25 protein-coding genes are annotated in these 15251 nt (G+C 62.1%); all 25 read left to right on the top strand.

Translation table 11 applies throughout. The features are described 5' to 3' along the window. Positions 1–559 precede the first annotated feature (559 nt). The 25 genes from rpsL to rplO all read left to right on the top strand — a co-directional run bounded on the left by rpsL (position 560) and on the right by rplO (position 15221). Positions 560–931 (top strand): 30S ribosomal protein S12, encoded by a 372-nt coding sequence (gene rpsL, locus A9D15_RS12740; RefSeq protein WP_047820267.1) that lies wholly within the window; start codon positions 560–562, stop codon positions 929–931. 25 nt (positions 932–956) lie between these two features. Next, positions 957–1427 carry a 30S ribosomal protein S7 gene (gene rpsG, locus A9D15_RS12745; RefSeq protein WP_066765568.1) on the top strand — a complete coding sequence of 157 codons (471 nt, stop codon included), beginning with the start codon at positions 957–959 and terminating at the stop codon, positions 1425–1427. A 122-nt stretch (positions 1428–1549) separates the two neighbouring features. Next, a complete protein-coding gene (fusA, locus tag A9D15_RS12750; RefSeq protein WP_066765570.1) occupies positions 1550–3682 on the top strand; it encodes an elongation factor G in 2133 nt (710 codons plus the stop codon). Between the two features lie 138 nt (positions 3683–3820). After that, positions 3821–4996 (top strand): elongation factor Tu, encoded by a 1176-nt coding sequence (gene tuf / locus A9D15_RS12755; protein WP_066765571.1) that lies wholly within the window; start codon positions 3821–3823, stop codon positions 4994–4996. A 168-nt stretch (positions 4997–5164) separates the two neighbouring features. After that, positions 5165–5476 (top strand): 30S ribosomal protein S10, encoded by a 312-nt coding sequence (rpsJ, locus tag A9D15_RS12760; RefSeq protein WP_047820271.1) that lies wholly within the window; start codon positions 5165–5167, stop codon positions 5474–5476. Between the two features lie 190 nt (positions 5477–5666). Then, on the top strand, positions 5667–6521 hold the full coding sequence (gene rplC, locus A9D15_RS12765; RefSeq protein ID WP_066765572.1) for a 50S ribosomal protein L3: 855 nt from the start codon (positions 5667–5669) through the stop codon (positions 6519–6521). A gap of 3 nt (positions 6522–6524) precedes the next feature. Further along, positions 6525–7148: a 50S ribosomal protein L4 gene (rplD, locus tag A9D15_RS12770; RefSeq protein ID WP_066765574.1), complete on the top strand. Its 624-nt coding sequence runs from the start codon at positions 6525–6527 to the stop codon at positions 7146–7148. Further along, entirely contained in the window at positions 7141–7449 is a 309-nt protein-coding gene (locus A9D15_RS12775) for a 50S ribosomal protein L23 (protein WP_066765577.1), read from the top strand. Before rplD ends, A9D15_RS12775 begins: the two co-directional genes overlap by 8 nt. 12 nt (positions 7450–7461) lie before the next feature. Beyond that, positions 7462–8298, top strand: coding sequence for a 50S ribosomal protein L2 (rplB, locus tag A9D15_RS12780; protein ID WP_066765579.1), 837 nt, complete (start codon positions 7462–7464; stop codon positions 8296–8298). A 6-nt stretch (positions 8299–8304) separates the two neighbouring features. Further along, entirely contained in the window at positions 8305–8580 is a 276-nt protein-coding gene (rpsS, locus tag A9D15_RS12785) for a 30S ribosomal protein S19 (protein ID WP_066552624.1), read from the top strand. Further along, positions 8580–8957, top strand: a complete 378-nt coding sequence (gene rplV, locus A9D15_RS12790) for a 50S ribosomal protein L22 (RefSeq protein ID WP_066765580.1) — start codon at positions 8580–8582, stop codon at positions 8955–8957. Before rpsS ends, rplV begins: the two co-directional genes overlap by 1 nt. Positions 8958–8960: 3 nt before the next feature. Beyond that, positions 8961–9656, top strand: a complete 696-nt coding sequence (gene rpsC, locus A9D15_RS12795; protein WP_066765582.1) for a 30S ribosomal protein S3 — start codon at positions 8961–8963, stop codon at positions 9654–9656. Positions 9657–9677: 21 nt separating this feature from the next. Beyond that, complete coding sequence (rplP, locus tag A9D15_RS12800) at positions 9678–10112, top strand: 50S ribosomal protein L16 (protein ID WP_066552631.1); 435 nt, start codon at positions 9678–9680, stop codon at positions 10110–10112. Next, positions 10109–10312 carry a 50S ribosomal protein L29 gene (rpmC, locus tag A9D15_RS12805; RefSeq protein ID WP_066552632.1) on the top strand — a complete coding sequence of 68 codons (204 nt, stop codon included), beginning with the start codon at positions 10109–10111 and terminating at the stop codon, positions 10310–10312. Before rplP ends, rpmC begins: the two co-directional genes overlap by 4 nt. 10 nt (positions 10313–10322) lie before the next feature. Next, positions 10323–10613, top strand: a complete 291-nt coding sequence (gene rpsQ / locus A9D15_RS12810) for a 30S ribosomal protein S17 (RefSeq protein WP_066765584.1) — start codon at positions 10323–10325, stop codon at positions 10611–10613. 65 nt (positions 10614–10678) lie between these two features. Beyond that, the gene (gene rplN, locus A9D15_RS12815) at positions 10679–11047 is read left to right on the top strand and encodes a 50S ribosomal protein L14 (RefSeq protein ID WP_066765590.1); all 369 of its coding nucleotides are present in this window, start codon (positions 10679–10681) and stop codon (positions 11045–11047) included. Continuing rightward, complete coding sequence (gene rplX / locus A9D15_RS12820) at positions 11047–11367, top strand: 50S ribosomal protein L24 (protein ID WP_066765593.1); 321 nt, start codon at positions 11047–11049, stop codon at positions 11365–11367. Before rplN ends, rplX begins: the two co-directional genes overlap by 1 nt. After that, positions 11360–11941 (top strand): 50S ribosomal protein L5, encoded by a 582-nt coding sequence (rplE, locus tag A9D15_RS12825; RefSeq protein ID WP_066765595.1) that lies wholly within the window; start codon positions 11360–11362, stop codon positions 11939–11941. The genes rplX and rplE overlap by 8 nt, the downstream gene beginning before the upstream one ends. 26 nt (positions 11942–11967) lie before the next feature. Next, complete coding sequence (gene rpsN, locus A9D15_RS12830; protein WP_066765597.1) at positions 11968–12273, top strand: 30S ribosomal protein S14; 306 nt, start codon at positions 11968–11970, stop codon at positions 12271–12273. 11 nt (positions 12274–12284) lie between these two features. Beyond that, on the top strand, positions 12285–12680 hold the full coding sequence (gene rpsH, locus A9D15_RS12835) for a 30S ribosomal protein S8 (protein ID WP_066765599.1): 396 nt from the start codon (positions 12285–12287) through the stop codon (positions 12678–12680). After that, positions 12680–13213, top strand: a complete 534-nt coding sequence (gene rplF, locus A9D15_RS12840) for a 50S ribosomal protein L6 (RefSeq protein ID WP_066765601.1) — start codon at positions 12680–12682, stop codon at positions 13211–13213. The genes rpsH and rplF overlap by 1 nt, the downstream gene beginning before the upstream one ends. Position 13214: 1 nt before the next feature. Continuing rightward, a complete protein-coding gene (gene rplR / locus A9D15_RS12845) occupies positions 13215–13559 on the top strand; it encodes a 50S ribosomal protein L18 (protein ID WP_066552646.1) in 345 nt (114 codons plus the stop codon). Further along, positions 13559–14350 (top strand): 30S ribosomal protein S5, encoded by a 792-nt coding sequence (gene rpsE / locus A9D15_RS12850; protein ID WP_373283464.1) that lies wholly within the window; start codon positions 13559–13561, stop codon positions 14348–14350. The genes rplR and rpsE overlap by 1 nt, the downstream gene beginning before the upstream one ends. 6 nt (positions 14351–14356) lie before the next feature. Further along, on the top strand, positions 14357–14542 hold the full coding sequence (gene rpmD / locus A9D15_RS12855) for a 50S ribosomal protein L30 (protein WP_066765603.1): 186 nt from the start codon (positions 14357–14359) through the stop codon (positions 14540–14542). A gap of 190 nt (positions 14543–14732) precedes the next feature. Next, a complete protein-coding gene (gene rplO, locus A9D15_RS12860) occupies positions 14733–15221 on the top strand; it encodes a 50S ribosomal protein L15 (RefSeq protein ID WP_066765604.1) in 489 nt (162 codons plus the stop codon). Positions 15222–15251: the final 30 nt, after the last annotated feature.

The raw sequence follows: 15251 nt of genomic DNA on the forward strand, positions 1-15251 counted from the left end.
GGCGGTTGGCGCGTTGACGTTCGGTGCCAGATAGCTAGGTGGCGCTGGAACGGGGCGCCGCAGGTGACTCCCGCAAGGCCGAACGGCCGCCCGCAGCGCCGAAGGCGCGAGGATAGCCTGAGGGGGCGAATGGCCCCGCCGGCGCCTGAGGCCAAACAAACATTGACCCAACCCCCGAATCCGCGTAGGGGCGCGGCCAGTCGAGGGGTTGGGTTTTTCCAACACCACCGATCATAGAGCTGAACATTGCCGGTGATACGGTAAGGCTCGCGCCTGTCGCGGGTCTTTTTCCTTTTGGGGAAATGGGCAATTGCCCGCCCGGATATCCGTCAAAGTAACCTGCCATGCAGGTGGAGCGTTTCGGTTCGTGCGATGCCTGATGGCGGGGCCTTTATATAAAGGCCTGCTCGCCGCATTCGCCCGATCCATTCCTTCCATCACTGGCAAACGGCTCGGCCAAGAGTTTTTTGGCCCGATCCCATTCGCACCTTCTCAATAAGGGCGCGGGGGAGGGCGCAACCCGGCGGGGGAAACCCTGTCGGCCAAGGAAGGAAGCTAAATGCCTACTATCAACCAGCTGGTCCGCAAGGGCCGCGTCCCGCAGAAGGCCAAGAGCAAGGTCCCTGCGATGGAGCAGAACCCGCAGAAGCGCGGCGTTTGCACCCGCGTCTACACCACGACCCCGAAGAAGCCGAACTCGGCACTTCGCAAGGTCGCCAAGGTGCGCCTGACCAACGGCCGCGAAGTCATCAGCTACATCCCGGGCGAAGGCCACAACCTGCAGGAGCACTCGGTCGTGCTCATCCGCGGCGGCCGTGTTCGCGACCTTCCCGGTGTCCGTTACCACGTCCTTCGCGGCGTGCTCGACACCCAGGGCGTCAAGGATCGCAAGCAGAGCCGTTCGAAGTACGGCGCGAAGCGTCCGAAGTAAGAATTCCCGTCTAGGAGTAAGATAGATGTCACGTCGTCGTCGTCCCGAGAAGCGGGAAATCCTGCCCGATCCCAAGTTCGGTGATCAGGTCCTGTCGAAGTTCATGAACAACCTCATGCTCGACGGTAAGAAGTCGGTTGCCGAAAAGATCGTCTATGGCGCTCTCGACACCGTCGAAGCCAAGGCCAAGACCGATCCGGTCCAGCTGTTCCACGATGCGCTCGGCAACGTCATGCCGCAGATCGAGGTCCGCAGCCGCCGCGTCGGTGGTGCGACCTACCAGGTCCCCGTCGAAGTCCGCCCCGAGCGTGCCCAGGCGCTGGCCATCCGCTGGCTGATCACGGCCGCGCGCAACCGTCCGGAAACGACGATGGCCGCGCGCCTGTCGGGCGAGCTGATGGATGCCTCGAACAACCGCGGCAACGCCGTGAAGAAGCGCGAGGACACTCACCGCATGGCAGACGCCAACCGCGCTTTCTCGCACTACCGCTGGTAAGGCGTATCTGGAACGCGGCGGCCCGAGCCCCGGTGCTCGCCTGCCGCGTCTTCAGATAGTCATATTAGTCACTATATGGGGCGGGTCTCCCGGCTTACCCCGAACCCCTCAAGGAATTTTCCATGGCGCGCGAATATCCGCTGGATCGCTATCGCAACATCGGCATCATGGCTCACATCGATGCTGGCAAGACCACCACGACCGAGCGTATCCTCTACTACACCGGCAAGTCCTACAAGATCGGCGAAGTCCACGACGGCGCCGCCACCATGGACTGGATGGAGCAGGAGCAGGAACGCGGCATCACCATCACCTCGGCTGCCACCACCACCTTCTGGACGCCCGAAGATCCGACCATGGATCCCCGCTCGGCTCCCGAAGACCTGCGTGCTGACATGCCGAAGTACCGCATCAACATCATCGACACCCCCGGCCACGTCGACTTCACCATCGAAGTCGAACGCTCGCTGCGCGTGCTCGACGGTGCGGTCGCAGTCTTCGACGGCGTCGCAGGTGTCGAACCGCAGTCCGAAACCGTGTGGCGTCAGGCCGACAAGTACGGCGTGCCGCGGATGTGCTTCATCAACAAGCTCGACCGCACCGGCGCAGACTTCTACTACTGCGTACAGTCGATCATCGACCGCCTCGGCGCCAAGCCGCTGGTCATCACGCTGCCGATCGGCGCGGAGAGCCAGCTGAAGGGCGTTGTGGATCTCGTGTCGAACCGCGGCATAGTGTGGCAGGCTGAAGACCTGGGCGCGAAGTACGAGTTCGTCGACATCCCCGAGGACATGGCCGACAAGGTTGCCGAATATCGCGAGCAGCTGATCGAGACCGTCGTCGAACAGGACGACGAAGTCATGGAAGCGTACCTCGAAGGTAACGAGCCCGACGTCGCCACGATCAAGAGGCTGATCCGCAAGGGTACGATGGCCCGAGACTTCGTTCCGGTAACCTGCGGTTCGGCGTTCAAGAACAAGGGCGTTCAGCCTCTGCTCGACGCGGTCGTCGACTACATGCCGTCGCCGCTTGACGTTCCGGCCATCAAGGGCGTCCTGCCCGACAGCGACGAGGAGGCCGAGCGCCCCTCGAGCGACGAGGCTCCGTTCTCGGCGCTGGCGTTCAAGATCATGAACGACCCGTTTGTCGGCTCGCTGACCTTCACGCGCATCTATTCGGGTAAGCTCTCGAAGGGTGCCGTCCTGAACTCGGTGAAGGACAAGAAGGAAAAGATCGGTCGCATGCTGCTGATGCACTCGAACAACCGCGAGGACATCGAAGAAGCATACGCCGGCGACATCGTCGCACTGGCGGGCATGAAGGACACGACCACGGGCGACACCCTGTGCGATCCGGCCAAGCCGATCATTCTCGAGCGTATGGAGTTCCCTGAACCCGTCATCGAGCTGTCGGTCGAACCCAAGACCAAGGCCGACCAGGAAAAGATGGGCATCGCGCTCAACCGCCTGGCTGCCGAGGATCCCTCGTTTCGCGTCTCGACCGACCACGAATCGGGCCAGACGATCATCAAGGGCATGGGCGAGCTTCACCTCGACATTCTCGTCGATCGCATGAAGCGCGAGTTCAAGGTCGAGGCCAACGTCGGTGCGCCGCAGGTTGCTTATCGCGAATATCTCGCGAAGCCGGTGGACGTCGACTACACCCACAAGAAACAGTCGGGTGGCTCGGGCCAGTTCGGTCGCGTGAAGATCAAGGTCACCCCGGGTGAGCGCGGTCAGGGCTTCGTCTTCGATGACAACATCAAGGGCGGTAACATTCCGAAGGAATACATCCCGGCGATCGAAAAGGGTCTGCGCGAACAGGCCGAGAGCGGCTACATGGTCGGCTTCCCGATCATCGACTTCACCGTCGAACTTTATGACGGTGCGTACCACGACGTCGACTCGAGTGCGATCGCGTTCGAAATCGCCGGTCGCGGTGCGATGCGCGAAGTCGCGCAGAAGGCAGGCATCAAGCTGCTCGAACCGATCATGAAGGTCGAGGTCGTCACTCCCGAGGACTACCTCGGCGACGTGATCGGCGATCTCAACTCGCGTCGTGGCCAGATCCAGGGCACCGACTCGCGCGGCAACGCACAGGCTGTCGAAGCCAACGTGCCGCTGGCCAACATGTTCGGTTACGTCAACGAACTGCGCTCGTTCACGCAGGGCCGTGCCCAGTACACGATGCAGTTCAGCCACTATGACGAGGTTCCGGCGAACGTCGCAGCCGAAGTTAAGGAAAAGCTCGCCTAAGGCGAGTGGGGCCCAAGGAGAAGCTTGCACAAGCTTCTCAACCGGTCTAGGGGCGGCGCCTGATTCAGCGGGTGCCGTCTCTGTCCCGCCTAAAATCAAAATTGATCAACTGATCCAGACGAACAGAGGTTTTTTAAAATGGCGAAAGCTAAGTTTGAGCGGAACAAGCCGCACTGCAACATCGGCACCATCGGTCACGTCGACCACGGCAAGACCACGCTGACCGCGGCAATCACCAAGGTCCAGGGCGCAGCCGTCGATTTCGCAAACATCGACAAGGCTCCCGAAGAGCGTGAGCGCGGCATTACCATTTCGACCGCACACGTCGAGTATGAAACCGACGCCCGCCACTACGCGCACGTCGACTGCCCGGGTCACGCCGACTACGTGAAGAACATGATCACCGGTGCTGCCCAGATGGACGGCGCTATCCTCGTCGTGAACGCTGCTGACGGTCCGATGCCGCAGACCCGCGAGCACATCCTGCTCGCACGTCAGGTCGGTGTTCCGGCTCTCGTCGTGTTCATGAACAAGGTCGACCAGGTCGACGATCCGGAACTGCTCGAGCTCGTCGAGCTGGAAATCCGTGAGCTCCTCTCGAGCTACGACTTCCCGGGCGACGACATTCCGGTCATCGCAGGTTCGGCTCTCGCTGCCCTTGAAGGCCGCGACCCTGAAATCGGCGAAGACAAGATCAAGGAACTGATGCAGGCCGTGGATGACTACATCCCGCAGCCGCCGCGTCCGACCGACAAGCCCTTCCTGATGCCCGTCGAAGACGTGTTCTCGATCTCGGGTCGCGGTACGGTTGTTACCGGCCGCGTTGAAACCGGCATCGTTAAGGTCGGTGAAGAAGTCGAAATCGTCGGCCTCAAGGACACCAAGAAGACGACCGTCACCGGCGTCGAAATGTTCCGCAAGCTGCTCGATCAGGGTGAAGCCGGCGACAACATCGGTGCACTGGTTCGCGGCGTTGGCCGTGAAGAAGTTGAGCGTGGCCAGGTCCTCTGCAAGCCCGGTTCGGTTACCCCGCACACCGAGTTCAACGCAGAAGTCTACGTCCTGTCGAAGGACGAAGGCGGCCGTCACACGCCGTTCTTCGCCAACTACCGTCCGCAGTTCTACTTCCGCACGACCGACGTGACGGGCGAAGTGATCCTGCCGGAAGGCACGGAAATGGTCATGCCGGGCGACAACGTCACCATCGGCGTCAAGCTGATCGCTCCGATCGCGATGGATGAAGGTCTGCGCTTCGCAATCCGCGAAGGTGGCCGCACCGTCGGTTCGGGGGTTGTCAGCTCGATCACGAAGTAATATAGGCACGCGCACCGGCGGGGGTGATTCACTCCCGCCGGTCGGAATTTTCGGAAGGGCCGCCCCTTCCCGCGTCGGGAAACCGACGATGGTGAGGCGGGGCGGTTCTTTCTTTTTTGGTGGGGGCTGCGGCCCTTGCTGTTTGGCTCTTTCGCATCGGTATTGGACATGGAAGCTCAGAACATCCGCATTCGCCTCAAGGCGTTTGACCACCGCGTACTCGACCAGGCTACTGGCGAGATCGCAGAAACCGCACGCCGCACCGGCGCGCTTATTCGGGGCCCCATTCCGCTGCCGACGCGTATCGAGAAGTTCACCGTGAACCGCGGTCCGCACATCGACAAGAAGTCGCGCGAGCAGTTCGAGGTGCGTACCTACAAGCGGCTGCTCGACATCGTGCAGCCCAATGCCGCAACCGTTGATGCGCTTATGAAGCTCGACCTCGCTGCAGGCGTGAACGTGGAGATCAAGCTGGCCTAAGGGCCGGTCTTAGGTCTTCACTTCGAGGACTTAGGGATACCGCCGGAAATTCTTTCCGGGCTGCGTCCCCCGTCTCGCTCTCTTCCTTACGGGGGAGGGCATTATCAGCCCGGACGGGGCGACGCATGAAAATCTGGGCTGACACGCACCATGGGATGGGCCCTTGGTGCCTCTGTTAGGAGATTAGGTCATGCGCACTGGCGTGATCGCTAAAAAGGTCGGGATGACCCGCCTTTTCCAGGAGGATGGACGTCACGTTCCCGTGACCGTTCTGGCCCTGGAAGACTGCCAGGTCGTTTCGCACCGCACGATGGACCGCGACGGTTATGTCGCTGTTCAGCTCGGCGCGGGTGAAGCGAAGCTGAAGAACGTTGCAAAGCCGCAGCGCGAACATTTCGCCAAGGCTGAAGTGACTCCGAAGATGAAGGTCGCAGAATTCCGCGTCGAGGCCGAAGACGGTCTCCCGCCGGTCGGCGCCACCATCAGCGCGGAACATTTCATCGCTGGTCAGAAGGTCGACATCACCGGCCACACACAGGGCAAGGGCTTCGCCGGCGCCATGAAGCGCTGGGGTTTCGGGGGCATGCGCGCCACGCACGGCGTGTCGATCAGCCACCGTGCTCACGGTTCGACGGGTAACCGCCAGGATCCGGGTCGCGTCTTCAAGAACAAGAAGATGGCCGGCCACATGGGCGATCGTCAGCGCACGCAGCAGAACCTCGAGATCGTGCGCACCGACGCCGACCGCGGCCTGCTCTTCGTCAAGGGTTCGGTCCCGGGTGCGAAGAACTCGTGGCTTGTCGTCACCGACGCCGTGAAGCTCCCGCTTCCCGAAGGCCTGCCGTTCCCGGCAGCCCTGCTCGAGAAGAAGAGCACGCAGCCCGAGCACGAGGAAGCGCCTGCCGGCATGGTCGAGAGCGCTGCCGAGCACGAAGTGCAGCCGGAAGTTTCCGCCGAACAGCAGGCTGAACTGCTCAAGGAACAGGAAGCCGGTGCCGACACCGAAAACAACGCTGCCGATGGCGGCGAGAACAAGGAGGGCTGATCCGTGAAGGTGAAGGTCCAGAAACTCGACGGCAAGGCGTCGGGCGACATCGAGCTGAACGACGACGTCTTCGGTCTCGAACCGCGTGCGGACATCCTGCACCGCGTCGTCACCTGGCAGCTGTGGAACCGTCGCGGCACCGCGCGCCCGACGCGTGAGCGTTCCGACGTGGCACGCACTGGCAAGAAGTGGGGTCGCCAGAAGGGCGGCGGCACGGCTCGTCACGGCGACCGCAAGGCCCCCATCTTTATCGGTGGTGGTAAGGCTCACGGTGCCCGCAAGCGTGATTTCGACATCTCGCTGAACAAGAAGGTCCGCGCTCTCGGTCTGAAAATGGCCCTGTCGAGCAAGGCGAAGGACGGTCTCGTCGTCGTCGACAGCCTCGAGCTCGCAGATGCCAAGACCAAGGCTCTCAAGGCTCAGTTCGAGAAGCTCGGCTTTGGCGGCAAGGTCCTCGTGATCGACGGTGACAGCGTCAACGACGGGTTCCGCAAGGCTGCGGGCAACCTGCCGGGCGTCAATGTCCTGCCGGCCGTAGGCGCCAACGTCTACGACATCCTGAAGCACGACACGCTGATCCTCACCAAGGACGCTGTCGAAAAGCTGGAGGCCCGTTTCAATGGCTAAGGCTAAGGAAATCGACGTGCGGCACTACGACGTGATCGTCGCTCCGCACATCACCGAGAAGTCGACGCTTCTTTCGGAAAACAACGCTGTGGTCTTCAAGGTGGCGGAAACCGCCACGAAGCCGCAGATCAAGGAGGCCGTCGAAGCGCTGTTCGACGTCAAGGTCACCGGCGTGAACACCATGGTCCAGAAGGGCAAGGTCAAGCGCTGGAAGGGCAAGCCCTACAAGCGCGTCGATGTGAAGAAGGCGATCGTGACGCTGGCCGAAGGCCAGTCCATCGACGTCACCAGCGGTATCTGAGGCTAGAGACTGATGGCACTGAAGAACTACAAACCGACTTCGCCGGCCCGCCGTGGCCTGGTGCTCGTCGACAAGTCGAGCCTCTGGAAGGGGAAGCCCGTCAAGGCGCTGACTGAAGGTAAGCGCAAGACGGGTGGCCGTAACAACAAGGGCCACGTGACTTCGCGCGGCATTGGCGGCGGTCACAAGCAGAAGTACCGCTACATCGACTTCAAGCGTCGCAAGTGGGACGTCCCCGCGACCGTCGAGCGTCTTGAGTATGACCCGAACCGCACTGCGTTCATCGCTCTCATCAAGTATGAGGACGGCGAGCAGGCCTACATCATCGCTCCGCAGCGTCTGGCTGTCGGCGATACGATCATTGCTGCTGAAAAGGCTGACACCAAGCCCGGCAACGCGATGCTCCTGTCGCAGATGCCGGTCGGTACCATCGCCCACAACCTGGAAATGAAGCCGGGCAAGGGTGCGCAGATCGCACGGTCGGCCGGTGCATATGCCCAGATCGTCGGTCGTGACCGCGGCATGGTCATCGTGCGTCTCGGTTCGGGTGAACAGCGTTACCTGCGCGGTGACTGCATGGGCACTGTTGGCGCCGTGTCGAACCCCGACAACTCCAACCAGACGCTGGCCAAGGCCGGTCGTCGCCGTTGGATGGGCGTTAAGCCGCTTACCCGCGGTGTTGCCAAGAACCCGGTCGACCACCCGCACGGTGGTGGTGAAGGCCGCACCTCGGGTGGCCGTCATCCGGTTACTCCGTGGGGCAAGCCGACCAAGGGCGCCCGCACCCGTCACAATAAGTCGACGGACAAGATGATCATCCGTTCGCGTCACGCGAAGAAGAAGAGGTAAGCGGTCATGGCTCGTTCGCTCCGCAAGGGTCCGTTCGTGGACCTCCACCTGCTGAAGAAGGCCGAGACCGCCCAGGAATCGGGCGGCCGCGCGCCGATCAAGACCTGGTCGCGTCGTTCGACGATTCTTCCGCAGTTCGTTGGCCTGACGATCAACGTCTACAATGGCCAGAAGCACATCCCCGTGTCCGTCAATGAGGACATGGTCGGCCACAAGCTCGGTGAATTCGCGCCTACGCGTTCGTTCCCGGGTCACGCCGCTGACAAGAAGGGCAAGCGCTGATGAGCAAGCAGGCAGCTCCGCGCCGCGTCGGTGACAAGGAAGCGCTGGCAGTCGGGACCACGATCCGTGGCTCGGCCCAGAAGCTCAACCTCGTCGCCGGCCTGATCCGCGGCAAGAAGGCCGAGGACGCGCTGAACATTCTCGCGTTCTCCAAGCGCGCCATGGCCCAGGACGCACGCAAGGTCCTGGCCTCGGCGATCGCCAATGCCGAGAACAACCACAACCTGGATGTCGATGCACTCGTCGTGGCTGAAGCCTCGGTCGGCAAGTCGATCACAATGAAGCGTTTCCACACGCGGGGCCGTGGCAAGTCCACGCGCATCCTGAAGCCGTTCAGCCGGCTGCGCATCGTGGTTCGCGAAGTCGAGGAGGCCTGATCCATGGGTCATAAATCGAATCCGATCGGTCTGCGTCTCCAGATCAACCGTACCTGGGACAGCCGCTGGTACGCCGAAGGGCGCGACTATGCCGGTCTGCTCAAGGAAGACATCGAGATCCGCAAGTTCATCGTCGACACGCTGCCGCAGGCTGCGATCTCGAAGGTGGTGATCGAGCGTCCGGCCAAGCTGTGCCGCATCTCGATCTACGCGGCTCGCCCCGGTGTCATCATCGGCAAGAAGGGCGCTGACATCGAGAAGCTTCGCACGAAGCTTTCGAAGATGACCGACAGCGAAGTGAAGCTGAACATCGTTGAAATCCGCAAGCCGGAGATCGACGCCAAGCTCGTCGCCCAGGGCATCGCCGACCAGCTCGTTCGCCGCGTGGCTTTCCGTCGTGCGATGAAGCGCGCCGTTCAGTCGGCCCTGCGTCTTGGTGCCGAAGGCATCAAGATCACTTGCGGTGGTCGTCTCGGCGGTGCGGAAATCGCCCGCGTCGAGTGGTACCGTGAAGGCCGCGTGCCGCTTCACACCCTGCGTGCAAACGTTGACTACGCCGAAGCCGAAGCGCTGACCGCGTACGGCATCATCGGAATCAAGTGCTGGATCTTCAAGGGTGAGATCATGGCGCATGACCCGATGGCGCAGGACCGTCTGATGATGGAGGCCCAGACCTCCGGCGTGCGACCGGCGCGCTGAGGTTAGGGTAAGGTAAGAGCAATGCTGCAACCGAAAAAAACGAAGTTCCGCAAGGCGTTCAAGGGCAAGATCCATGGCAACGCCAAGGGCGGCACGGACCTCAACTTCGGCTCGTACGGGCTGAAGGCGATGGAACCGGAGCGTATCACCGCGCGCCAGATCGAGGCTGCCCGTCGTGCGATCACTCGCCACATTCGCCGTCAGGGCCGTCTGTGGATCCGCGTGTTCCCCGACGTTCCGGTTTCGAAGAAGCCTGCCGAAGTCCGTCAGGGTAAGGGCAAGGGTTCGGTCGAATACTGGGCAGCCCGCGTGAAGCCGGGTCGCATCCTGTTCGAACTGGACGGCGTTCCGGGCCCGCTCGCTGCAGAGGCGTTCAGCCGCGCTGCAATGAAGCTGCCGATCAAGACCAAGGTTGTCGCCCGACTTGGCGACTCCTCGCACCTGGGAGGTGAATGATGGCACAAGCTGAAGACCTTCGCGCCAAGAGCGACGACCAGCTGACCGCTGATCTGACCGATCTCAAGCGCGAGCAGTTCAACCTGCGCTTCCAGGCTGCGACCAACCAGATCGAGCGTCCCGCTCGCATCAAGGAAGTCCGCCGCCAGATCGCGCGCATCAAGACGTTGCAGGGCGAACGCGCCCGCGCAGCGAAGTAAGGACAAGACCATGCCCAAGCGTATCCTGATCGGGACCGTGGTCTCGGACAAGACCGACAAGACCGTGGTGGTCAAGGTCGAGCGCAAGGTGAAGCACCCGCTCTACGGGAAGATCATCCGTCGCTCGAAGAAGTACCACGCTCACGATGCGGACAACACGTTCCGCACCGGCGAGAAGGTCCGCATCGAGGAGGTCGCTCCGATCTCCAAGCTCAAGACGTGGAAGGTTCTCGACCGCGTCGGCGGCCGGGCCGACACCGCCCTGGAAGCCGACATCGAGGTTGAAGCCGCGAACGGCTGAGCCGACTGACTTTTGGAACTCCCGGGCTTTCGTCCCGGAAAGCCGAGTAAAAAGGAACCGGATCGATGATCCAGATGCAATCAAACCTTGACGTTGCTGACAACAGCGGCGCCAAGCGCGTCCAGTGCATCAAGGTGCTGGGCGGATCGAAGCGGCGCACTGCCAGCGTCGGTGACGTGATTGTTGTCTCCGTCAAGGAGGCGCAGCCGCGTGCCAAGGTCAAGAAGGGCGACGTTCACCGTGCGGTGATCGTGCGCACCAAGAAGGACGTCCGTCGTCCCGATGGCAGCGTCATTCGCTTCGACTCGAACGCCGCGGTTCTCGTCAACAAGAACGAAGAACCCATCGGCACCCGTATCTTCGGCCCCGTGGTGCGCGAACTGCGCGGTCGCGGCTTCATGAAGATCATCTCGCTTGCTCCGGAGGTGCTGTAATGGCTGCCGCGAAGATCAAGAAGGGTGACAGCGTCGTCGTGCTGTCGGGCAAGGACAAGGGCAAGACCGGTACGGTCACCCAGGTCCTTCCGAAGGACGGCAAGGTCGTGGTCGATGGCGTCAACGTCGCGACACGCCACCGCAAGCCCACCCAGGTGAACCCGCAGGGCGGCATCGAACGCAACCCTGCTCCGATGGCGATCTCGAAGGTCGCCGTTGCCGATCCCAAGGATGGCAAGCCCACCCGCGTCCGCTTTGAAGAGCGTGACGGCAAGAAGGTGCGCGTCGCCGTCAAGTCCGGGGAGACGATCGATGGCTGATAGCTACACTCCGCGAATGAAGGCCAAGTACGAGGCCGAAATCGTGAAGGCGATGACCGAGAAGTTCGGTTACGCGAACCCGATGATGGTGCCGAAGCTGGAGAAGATTACGCTCAACATGGGCGTTGGCGAAGCCAGTCAGGACAAGAAGAAGGTCCAGACCGCAGCAGCGGAAATGGAACTGATCGCCGGTCAGAAGCCGGTCATCACCAAGGCGAAGAAGTCGATCGCGCAGTTCAAGCTGCGTGAAGGCATGCCAATCGGTTGCAAGGTTACTTTGCGCCGCGATCGCATGTTCGAGTTTCTCGACCGTCTCGTCACGATCGCGATGCCCCGCATCCGCGACTTCCGTGGCCTGAACCCCAAGTCGTTCGACGGCCGTGGCAACTATGCCATGGGCCTGAAGGAGCAGATCATCTTCCCCGAGATCAGCTACGACAAGATCGAAAAGGTTCGTGGCATGGATATCATCGTGACCACCACCGCCCAGACCGATGAAGAAGCGCGCGAACTGCTGCGTCTCTTCGGTTTCCCGTTCCCGGCTGAAGAGTCGGAACAGCAGGAAGCGGCGTGAGCCGCTAGGAAAGAGAGCTTAAGTCCATGGCGAAACTGAGTTCCGTGAACAAGAACGAGCGTCGCAAGAAGCTCGTCAAGAAGTACGCATCGCAGTACGCGAAGCTGAAGGCGATTGCCGACGACAAGTCGCTCGACGAAAGCGAGCGTTGGGTTGCGCGTCTGAAGATGGCCGAGATTCCCCGCAACGGGAACCCGACCCGCGTGCGCAACCGCTGCACCACCACCGGCCGCCCGCGCGGCTATTACCGCAAGTTCGGTCTCAACCGTATCGAACTGCGCGACCTCGGCAACAAGGGCCTGATTCCGGGCCTGACCAAGTCGAGCTGGTGAGGTACTGATAGATGGCTATGACCGATCCCCTGGGTGATATGCTCACCCGCATCCGCAACGGGCAGCGCGCGAAGAAGGACTCCGTCCTGTCGCCCGCCAGCAAGCTGCGTGCAAACGTCCTCGAAGTTCTTCAGCGCGAAGGCTACATCCGTGGCTACAGTGAAGACGCGACGGGCAAGCACCCCGCGCTGCGGATCGAACTGAAGTATTTCGAAGGCGAACCTGCAATCAAGCACGTCGCCCGTGTCTCCAAGCCGGGCCGCCGCGTCTACTCGGGTTCCAAGGAACTGCCGACGATCCGCAACGGCCTCGGCATCACCATCGTCTCGACGCCCAAGGGCGTGCTTTCGGACAACGAAGCACGTGCCGAGAATGTCGGCGGCGAAGTGCTGGCGGAGGTGTTCTGATGAGCCGCATCGGCAAGAGAGCGGTCGCCATCCCGAGCGGGGTGACTGCCAACATCGAAGGTGACACGCTCACCGTGAAGGGTCCGAAGGGCACCCTTTCGATGGGTCTGTCGGACCTGATCACCTACAAGGTGGAAGGCGAAGAGATCTCGGTTCAGCCGGCGAATGATACGAAGGCCGCGCGCAGCCACTGGGGCATGCAGCGGACCCTCGTCTCGAACCTCGTCGAAGGCGTGACCGAAGGCTACACCAAGGTCCTCGAGATCACCGGTGTCGGCTACCGTGCACAGGCATCGGGCAAGAAGCTCAAGCTTCAGCTCGGTTACTCGCACGACGTCGATCTCGATGTTCCCGAAGGTCTCGAAGTGAAGACTCCGGACCAGACCACCGTTGAGATCTCGGGCATCGACAAGCAGGCCGTTGGCCAGTTTGCTGCCGAGGTCCGCCGCTGGCGCAAGCCCGAACCCTACAAGGGTAAGGGCATCAAGTACCGCGGCGAGTACATCTTCCGCAAGGAAGGGAAGAAGAAGTAAGATGGCTAAGCTTTCTCTTTTCGAACGCCGCCGTCGCCGCGTGCGCACTGCGCTCCGCGCCCGTTCGGGTGGCAAGCCCCGCCTGTCGGTGCACCGCACCGGCAAGCACATCTACGCGCAGGTTATCGACGACGCTTCCGGCAAGACCGTTGCCGCTGCCAGCACCCTGGGCTCGAAGGCCTCGGGCGCGAACGTCGATGCCGCCCAGCAGGTCGGCAAGGACATCGCCGCCGCCGCCAAGAAGGCCGGCGTGACGACTGTCGTTTTCGATCGTGGCGGTTTCCTGTTCCATGGTCGCGTCAAGGCGCTGGCCGACGCCGCTCGTGAAGGCGGGCTGGAGTTCTGATGATGGCTGAAGAAAACAACAACGAAACCCCCGTGGTCGACAACGCAGGTTCGACCCCGACCCCGACCGTCGCCAGCACCGAAGCGGCCGACAATCAGTCGACCGAAGCCGGCGATCCGTCGCAGCCCCGCGAAGGTCGCGGTGGACGTGGTGGCCGTGGTCGCGGCGGAAACGATCGTGGCGAACGCGGTGAGCGTGGCGGCCGTGGTCGCGGTCGTCGTGACGACCGTCGCGGCAACCGTGACGAGGACCAGGGCGAAGAGCTGATCGAAAAGCTCGTCCACATCAACCGCGTCTCGAAGACCGTAAAGGGCGGCAAGCGCTTCGGTTTCGCAGCACTCGTCGTCGTCGGTGACGGCAAGGGCCGCGTCGGTTTCGGTCACGGCAAGGCTCGCGAAGTTCCCGAGGCGATCAACAAGGCCACTGCTTCTGCCAAGAAGAAGATGGTCCGCGTTCCGCTGAAGGAAGGCCGCACGCTGCACCACGACGGCAAGGGCCGTTTCGGTGCCGGCAAGGTCAACGTCCGCACGGCACCGGCAGGTACCGGTATCATCGCGGGTGGCCCGATGCGCGCAGTCTTCGAGTCGCTGGGTGTTGCAGACGTCGTGACCAAGTCGGTCGGTACGTCGAACCCCTACAACATGATCCGCGCCACCTTCGACGCGCTGACCAACCAGACTTCGCCGAAGTCTGTGGCACAGCGTCGTGGCAAGAAGGTCGCGGACCTTCTGGGCCGTGGCGGCGCGACCGAGGCGGAGGCAGAAGCCGACGCCGCGGCCATCGTGGAGTAATCGATCATGGCTAAGGCTAAGACCATCAAGATCAAGCAGGTCGGTTCGCCGATCCGCCGCCCCGAAGGCCAGAGGAAGATCCTCATCGGCCTGGGGCTGAACAAGATGCACAAGGTCGTCGAACTGCAGGACACTGCGGAAGTTCGCGGCGCAGTGGCCAAGGTTCCCCATCTCGTCGAGATCGTGGACTGAGCCTTCGGGTCTTGTACCTAACAATGATCCGGGCCGCGGCGCTGCTGCGGCCCGTTTCGTTTTTGTCCTGTCGTTTCCGATATCGGTGACGATGGGGTGACAAAGTGGGAAGGGGTAGCTAAGGCGCGCACTTCCCAATTGGCGCGAATCGTCGCGCACAACGCGAACAAAGCGAAAGCGAGTGTTGAATATGAAACTGAATGATATCCGCGACAACGAAGGTGCACGTCATCGTCGTATGCGTGTCGGCCGTGGCATCGGTTCGGGCAAGGGCAAGACCAGCGGTCGTGGCCAGAAGGGTCAGAAGAGCCGTTCGGGCGTTGCCGTCAAGGGCTTCGAAGGCGGCCAGATGCCGCTCCACATGCGTCTGCCGAAGCGCGGCTTCAACAACCCGTTCGGCAAGGACTATGCGCAGGTCAACCTGGGCATGATCCAGAAGTTCATCGACGCGGGCAAGCTCGATGCATCGGGTGTCATCGACCACGAAACGCTGCAGGCCGCCGGTCTCGCACGCGGCGGCAAGGATGGTGTTCGCCTCCTTGCCAAGGGTGAGCTGACTACCAAGGCGAGCTTCAAGGTCGCCGGTGCGTCGAAGGGCGCTGTGGCCCAGGTTGAAAAGCTCGGCGGCAAGGTCGAGACGACCGCTCCGGCCAAGGCTGAAAAGGCCGACGCCGAATAATCGGGACAAGGTTCGGGCGAGGGTGTTTGC

The sequence above is a fragment of the Croceicoccus pelagius genome, from assembly GCF_001661915.1.
Taxonomy (GTDB): domain Bacteria; phylum Pseudomonadota; class Alphaproteobacteria; order Sphingomonadales; family Sphingomonadaceae; genus Croceicoccus; species Croceicoccus pelagius.

Coding starts and splice junctions, on each gene's coding strand:
- rplR (WP_066552646.1), top strand. CDS start 13,215: ATGGCTAAGCTTTCTCTTTTCGAACGCCGCCGTCGCCGCGTGCGCACT.
- fusA (WP_066765570.1), top strand. CDS start 1,550: ATGGCGCGCGAATATCCGCTGGATCGCTATCGCAACATCGGCATCATG.
- rplO (WP_066765604.1), top strand. CDS start 14,733: ATGAAACTGAATGATATCCGCGACAACGAAGGTGCACGTCATCGTCGT.
- rpsS (WP_066552624.1), top strand. CDS start 8,305: ATGGCTCGTTCGCTCCGCAAGGGTCCGTTCGTGGACCTCCACCTGCTG.
- rpsL (WP_047820267.1), top strand. CDS start 560: ATGCCTACTATCAACCAGCTGGTCCGCAAGGGCCGCGTCCCGCAGAAG.
- rplV (WP_066765580.1), top strand. CDS start 8,580: ATGAGCAAGCAGGCAGCTCCGCGCCGCGTCGGTGACAAGGAAGCGCTG.
- rpsE (WP_373283464.1), top strand. CDS start 13,559: ATGATGGCTGAAGAAAACAACAACGAAACCCCCGTGGTCGACAACGCA.
- rplN (WP_066765590.1), top strand. CDS start 10,679: ATGATCCAGATGCAATCAAACCTTGACGTTGCTGACAACAGCGGCGCC.
- tuf (WP_066765571.1), top strand. CDS start 3,821: ATGGCGAAAGCTAAGTTTGAGCGGAACAAGCCGCACTGCAACATCGGC.
- rpsQ (WP_066765584.1), top strand. CDS start 10,323: ATGCCCAAGCGTATCCTGATCGGGACCGTGGTCTCGGACAAGACCGAC.
- rpsH (WP_066765599.1), top strand. CDS start 12,285: ATGGCTATGACCGATCCCCTGGGTGATATGCTCACCCGCATCCGCAAC.
- rplF (WP_066765601.1), top strand. CDS start 12,680: ATGAGCCGCATCGGCAAGAGAGCGGTCGCCATCCCGAGCGGGGTGACT.
- rplB (WP_066765579.1), top strand. CDS start 7,462: ATGGCACTGAAGAACTACAAACCGACTTCGCCGGCCCGCCGTGGCCTG.
- rplP (WP_066552631.1), top strand. CDS start 9,678: ATGCTGCAACCGAAAAAAACGAAGTTCCGCAAGGCGTTCAAGGGCAAG.
- rpsJ (WP_047820271.1), top strand. CDS start 5,165: ATGGAAGCTCAGAACATCCGCATTCGCCTCAAGGCGTTTGACCACCGC.
- rpsC (WP_066765582.1), top strand. CDS start 8,961: ATGGGTCATAAATCGAATCCGATCGGTCTGCGTCTCCAGATCAACCGT.
- rplC (WP_066765572.1), top strand. CDS start 5,667: ATGCGCACTGGCGTGATCGCTAAAAAGGTCGGGATGACCCGCCTTTTC.
- rplE (WP_066765595.1), top strand. CDS start 11,360: ATGGCTGATAGCTACACTCCGCGAATGAAGGCCAAGTACGAGGCCGAA.
- rpsG (WP_066765568.1), top strand. CDS start 957: ATGTCACGTCGTCGTCGTCCCGAGAAGCGGGAAATCCTGCCCGATCCC.
- rplX (WP_066765593.1), top strand. CDS start 11,047: ATGGCTGCCGCGAAGATCAAGAAGGGTGACAGCGTCGTCGTGCTGTCG.
- rpsN (WP_066765597.1), top strand. CDS start 11,968: ATGGCGAAACTGAGTTCCGTGAACAAGAACGAGCGTCGCAAGAAGCTC.
- rpmC (WP_066552632.1), top strand. CDS start 10,109: ATGATGGCACAAGCTGAAGACCTTCGCGCCAAGAGCGACGACCAGCTG.
- rpmD (WP_066765603.1), top strand. CDS start 14,357: ATGGCTAAGGCTAAGACCATCAAGATCAAGCAGGTCGGTTCGCCGATC.
- A9D15_RS12775 (WP_066765577.1), top strand. CDS start 7,141: ATGGCTAAGGCTAAGGAAATCGACGTGCGGCACTACGACGTGATCGTC.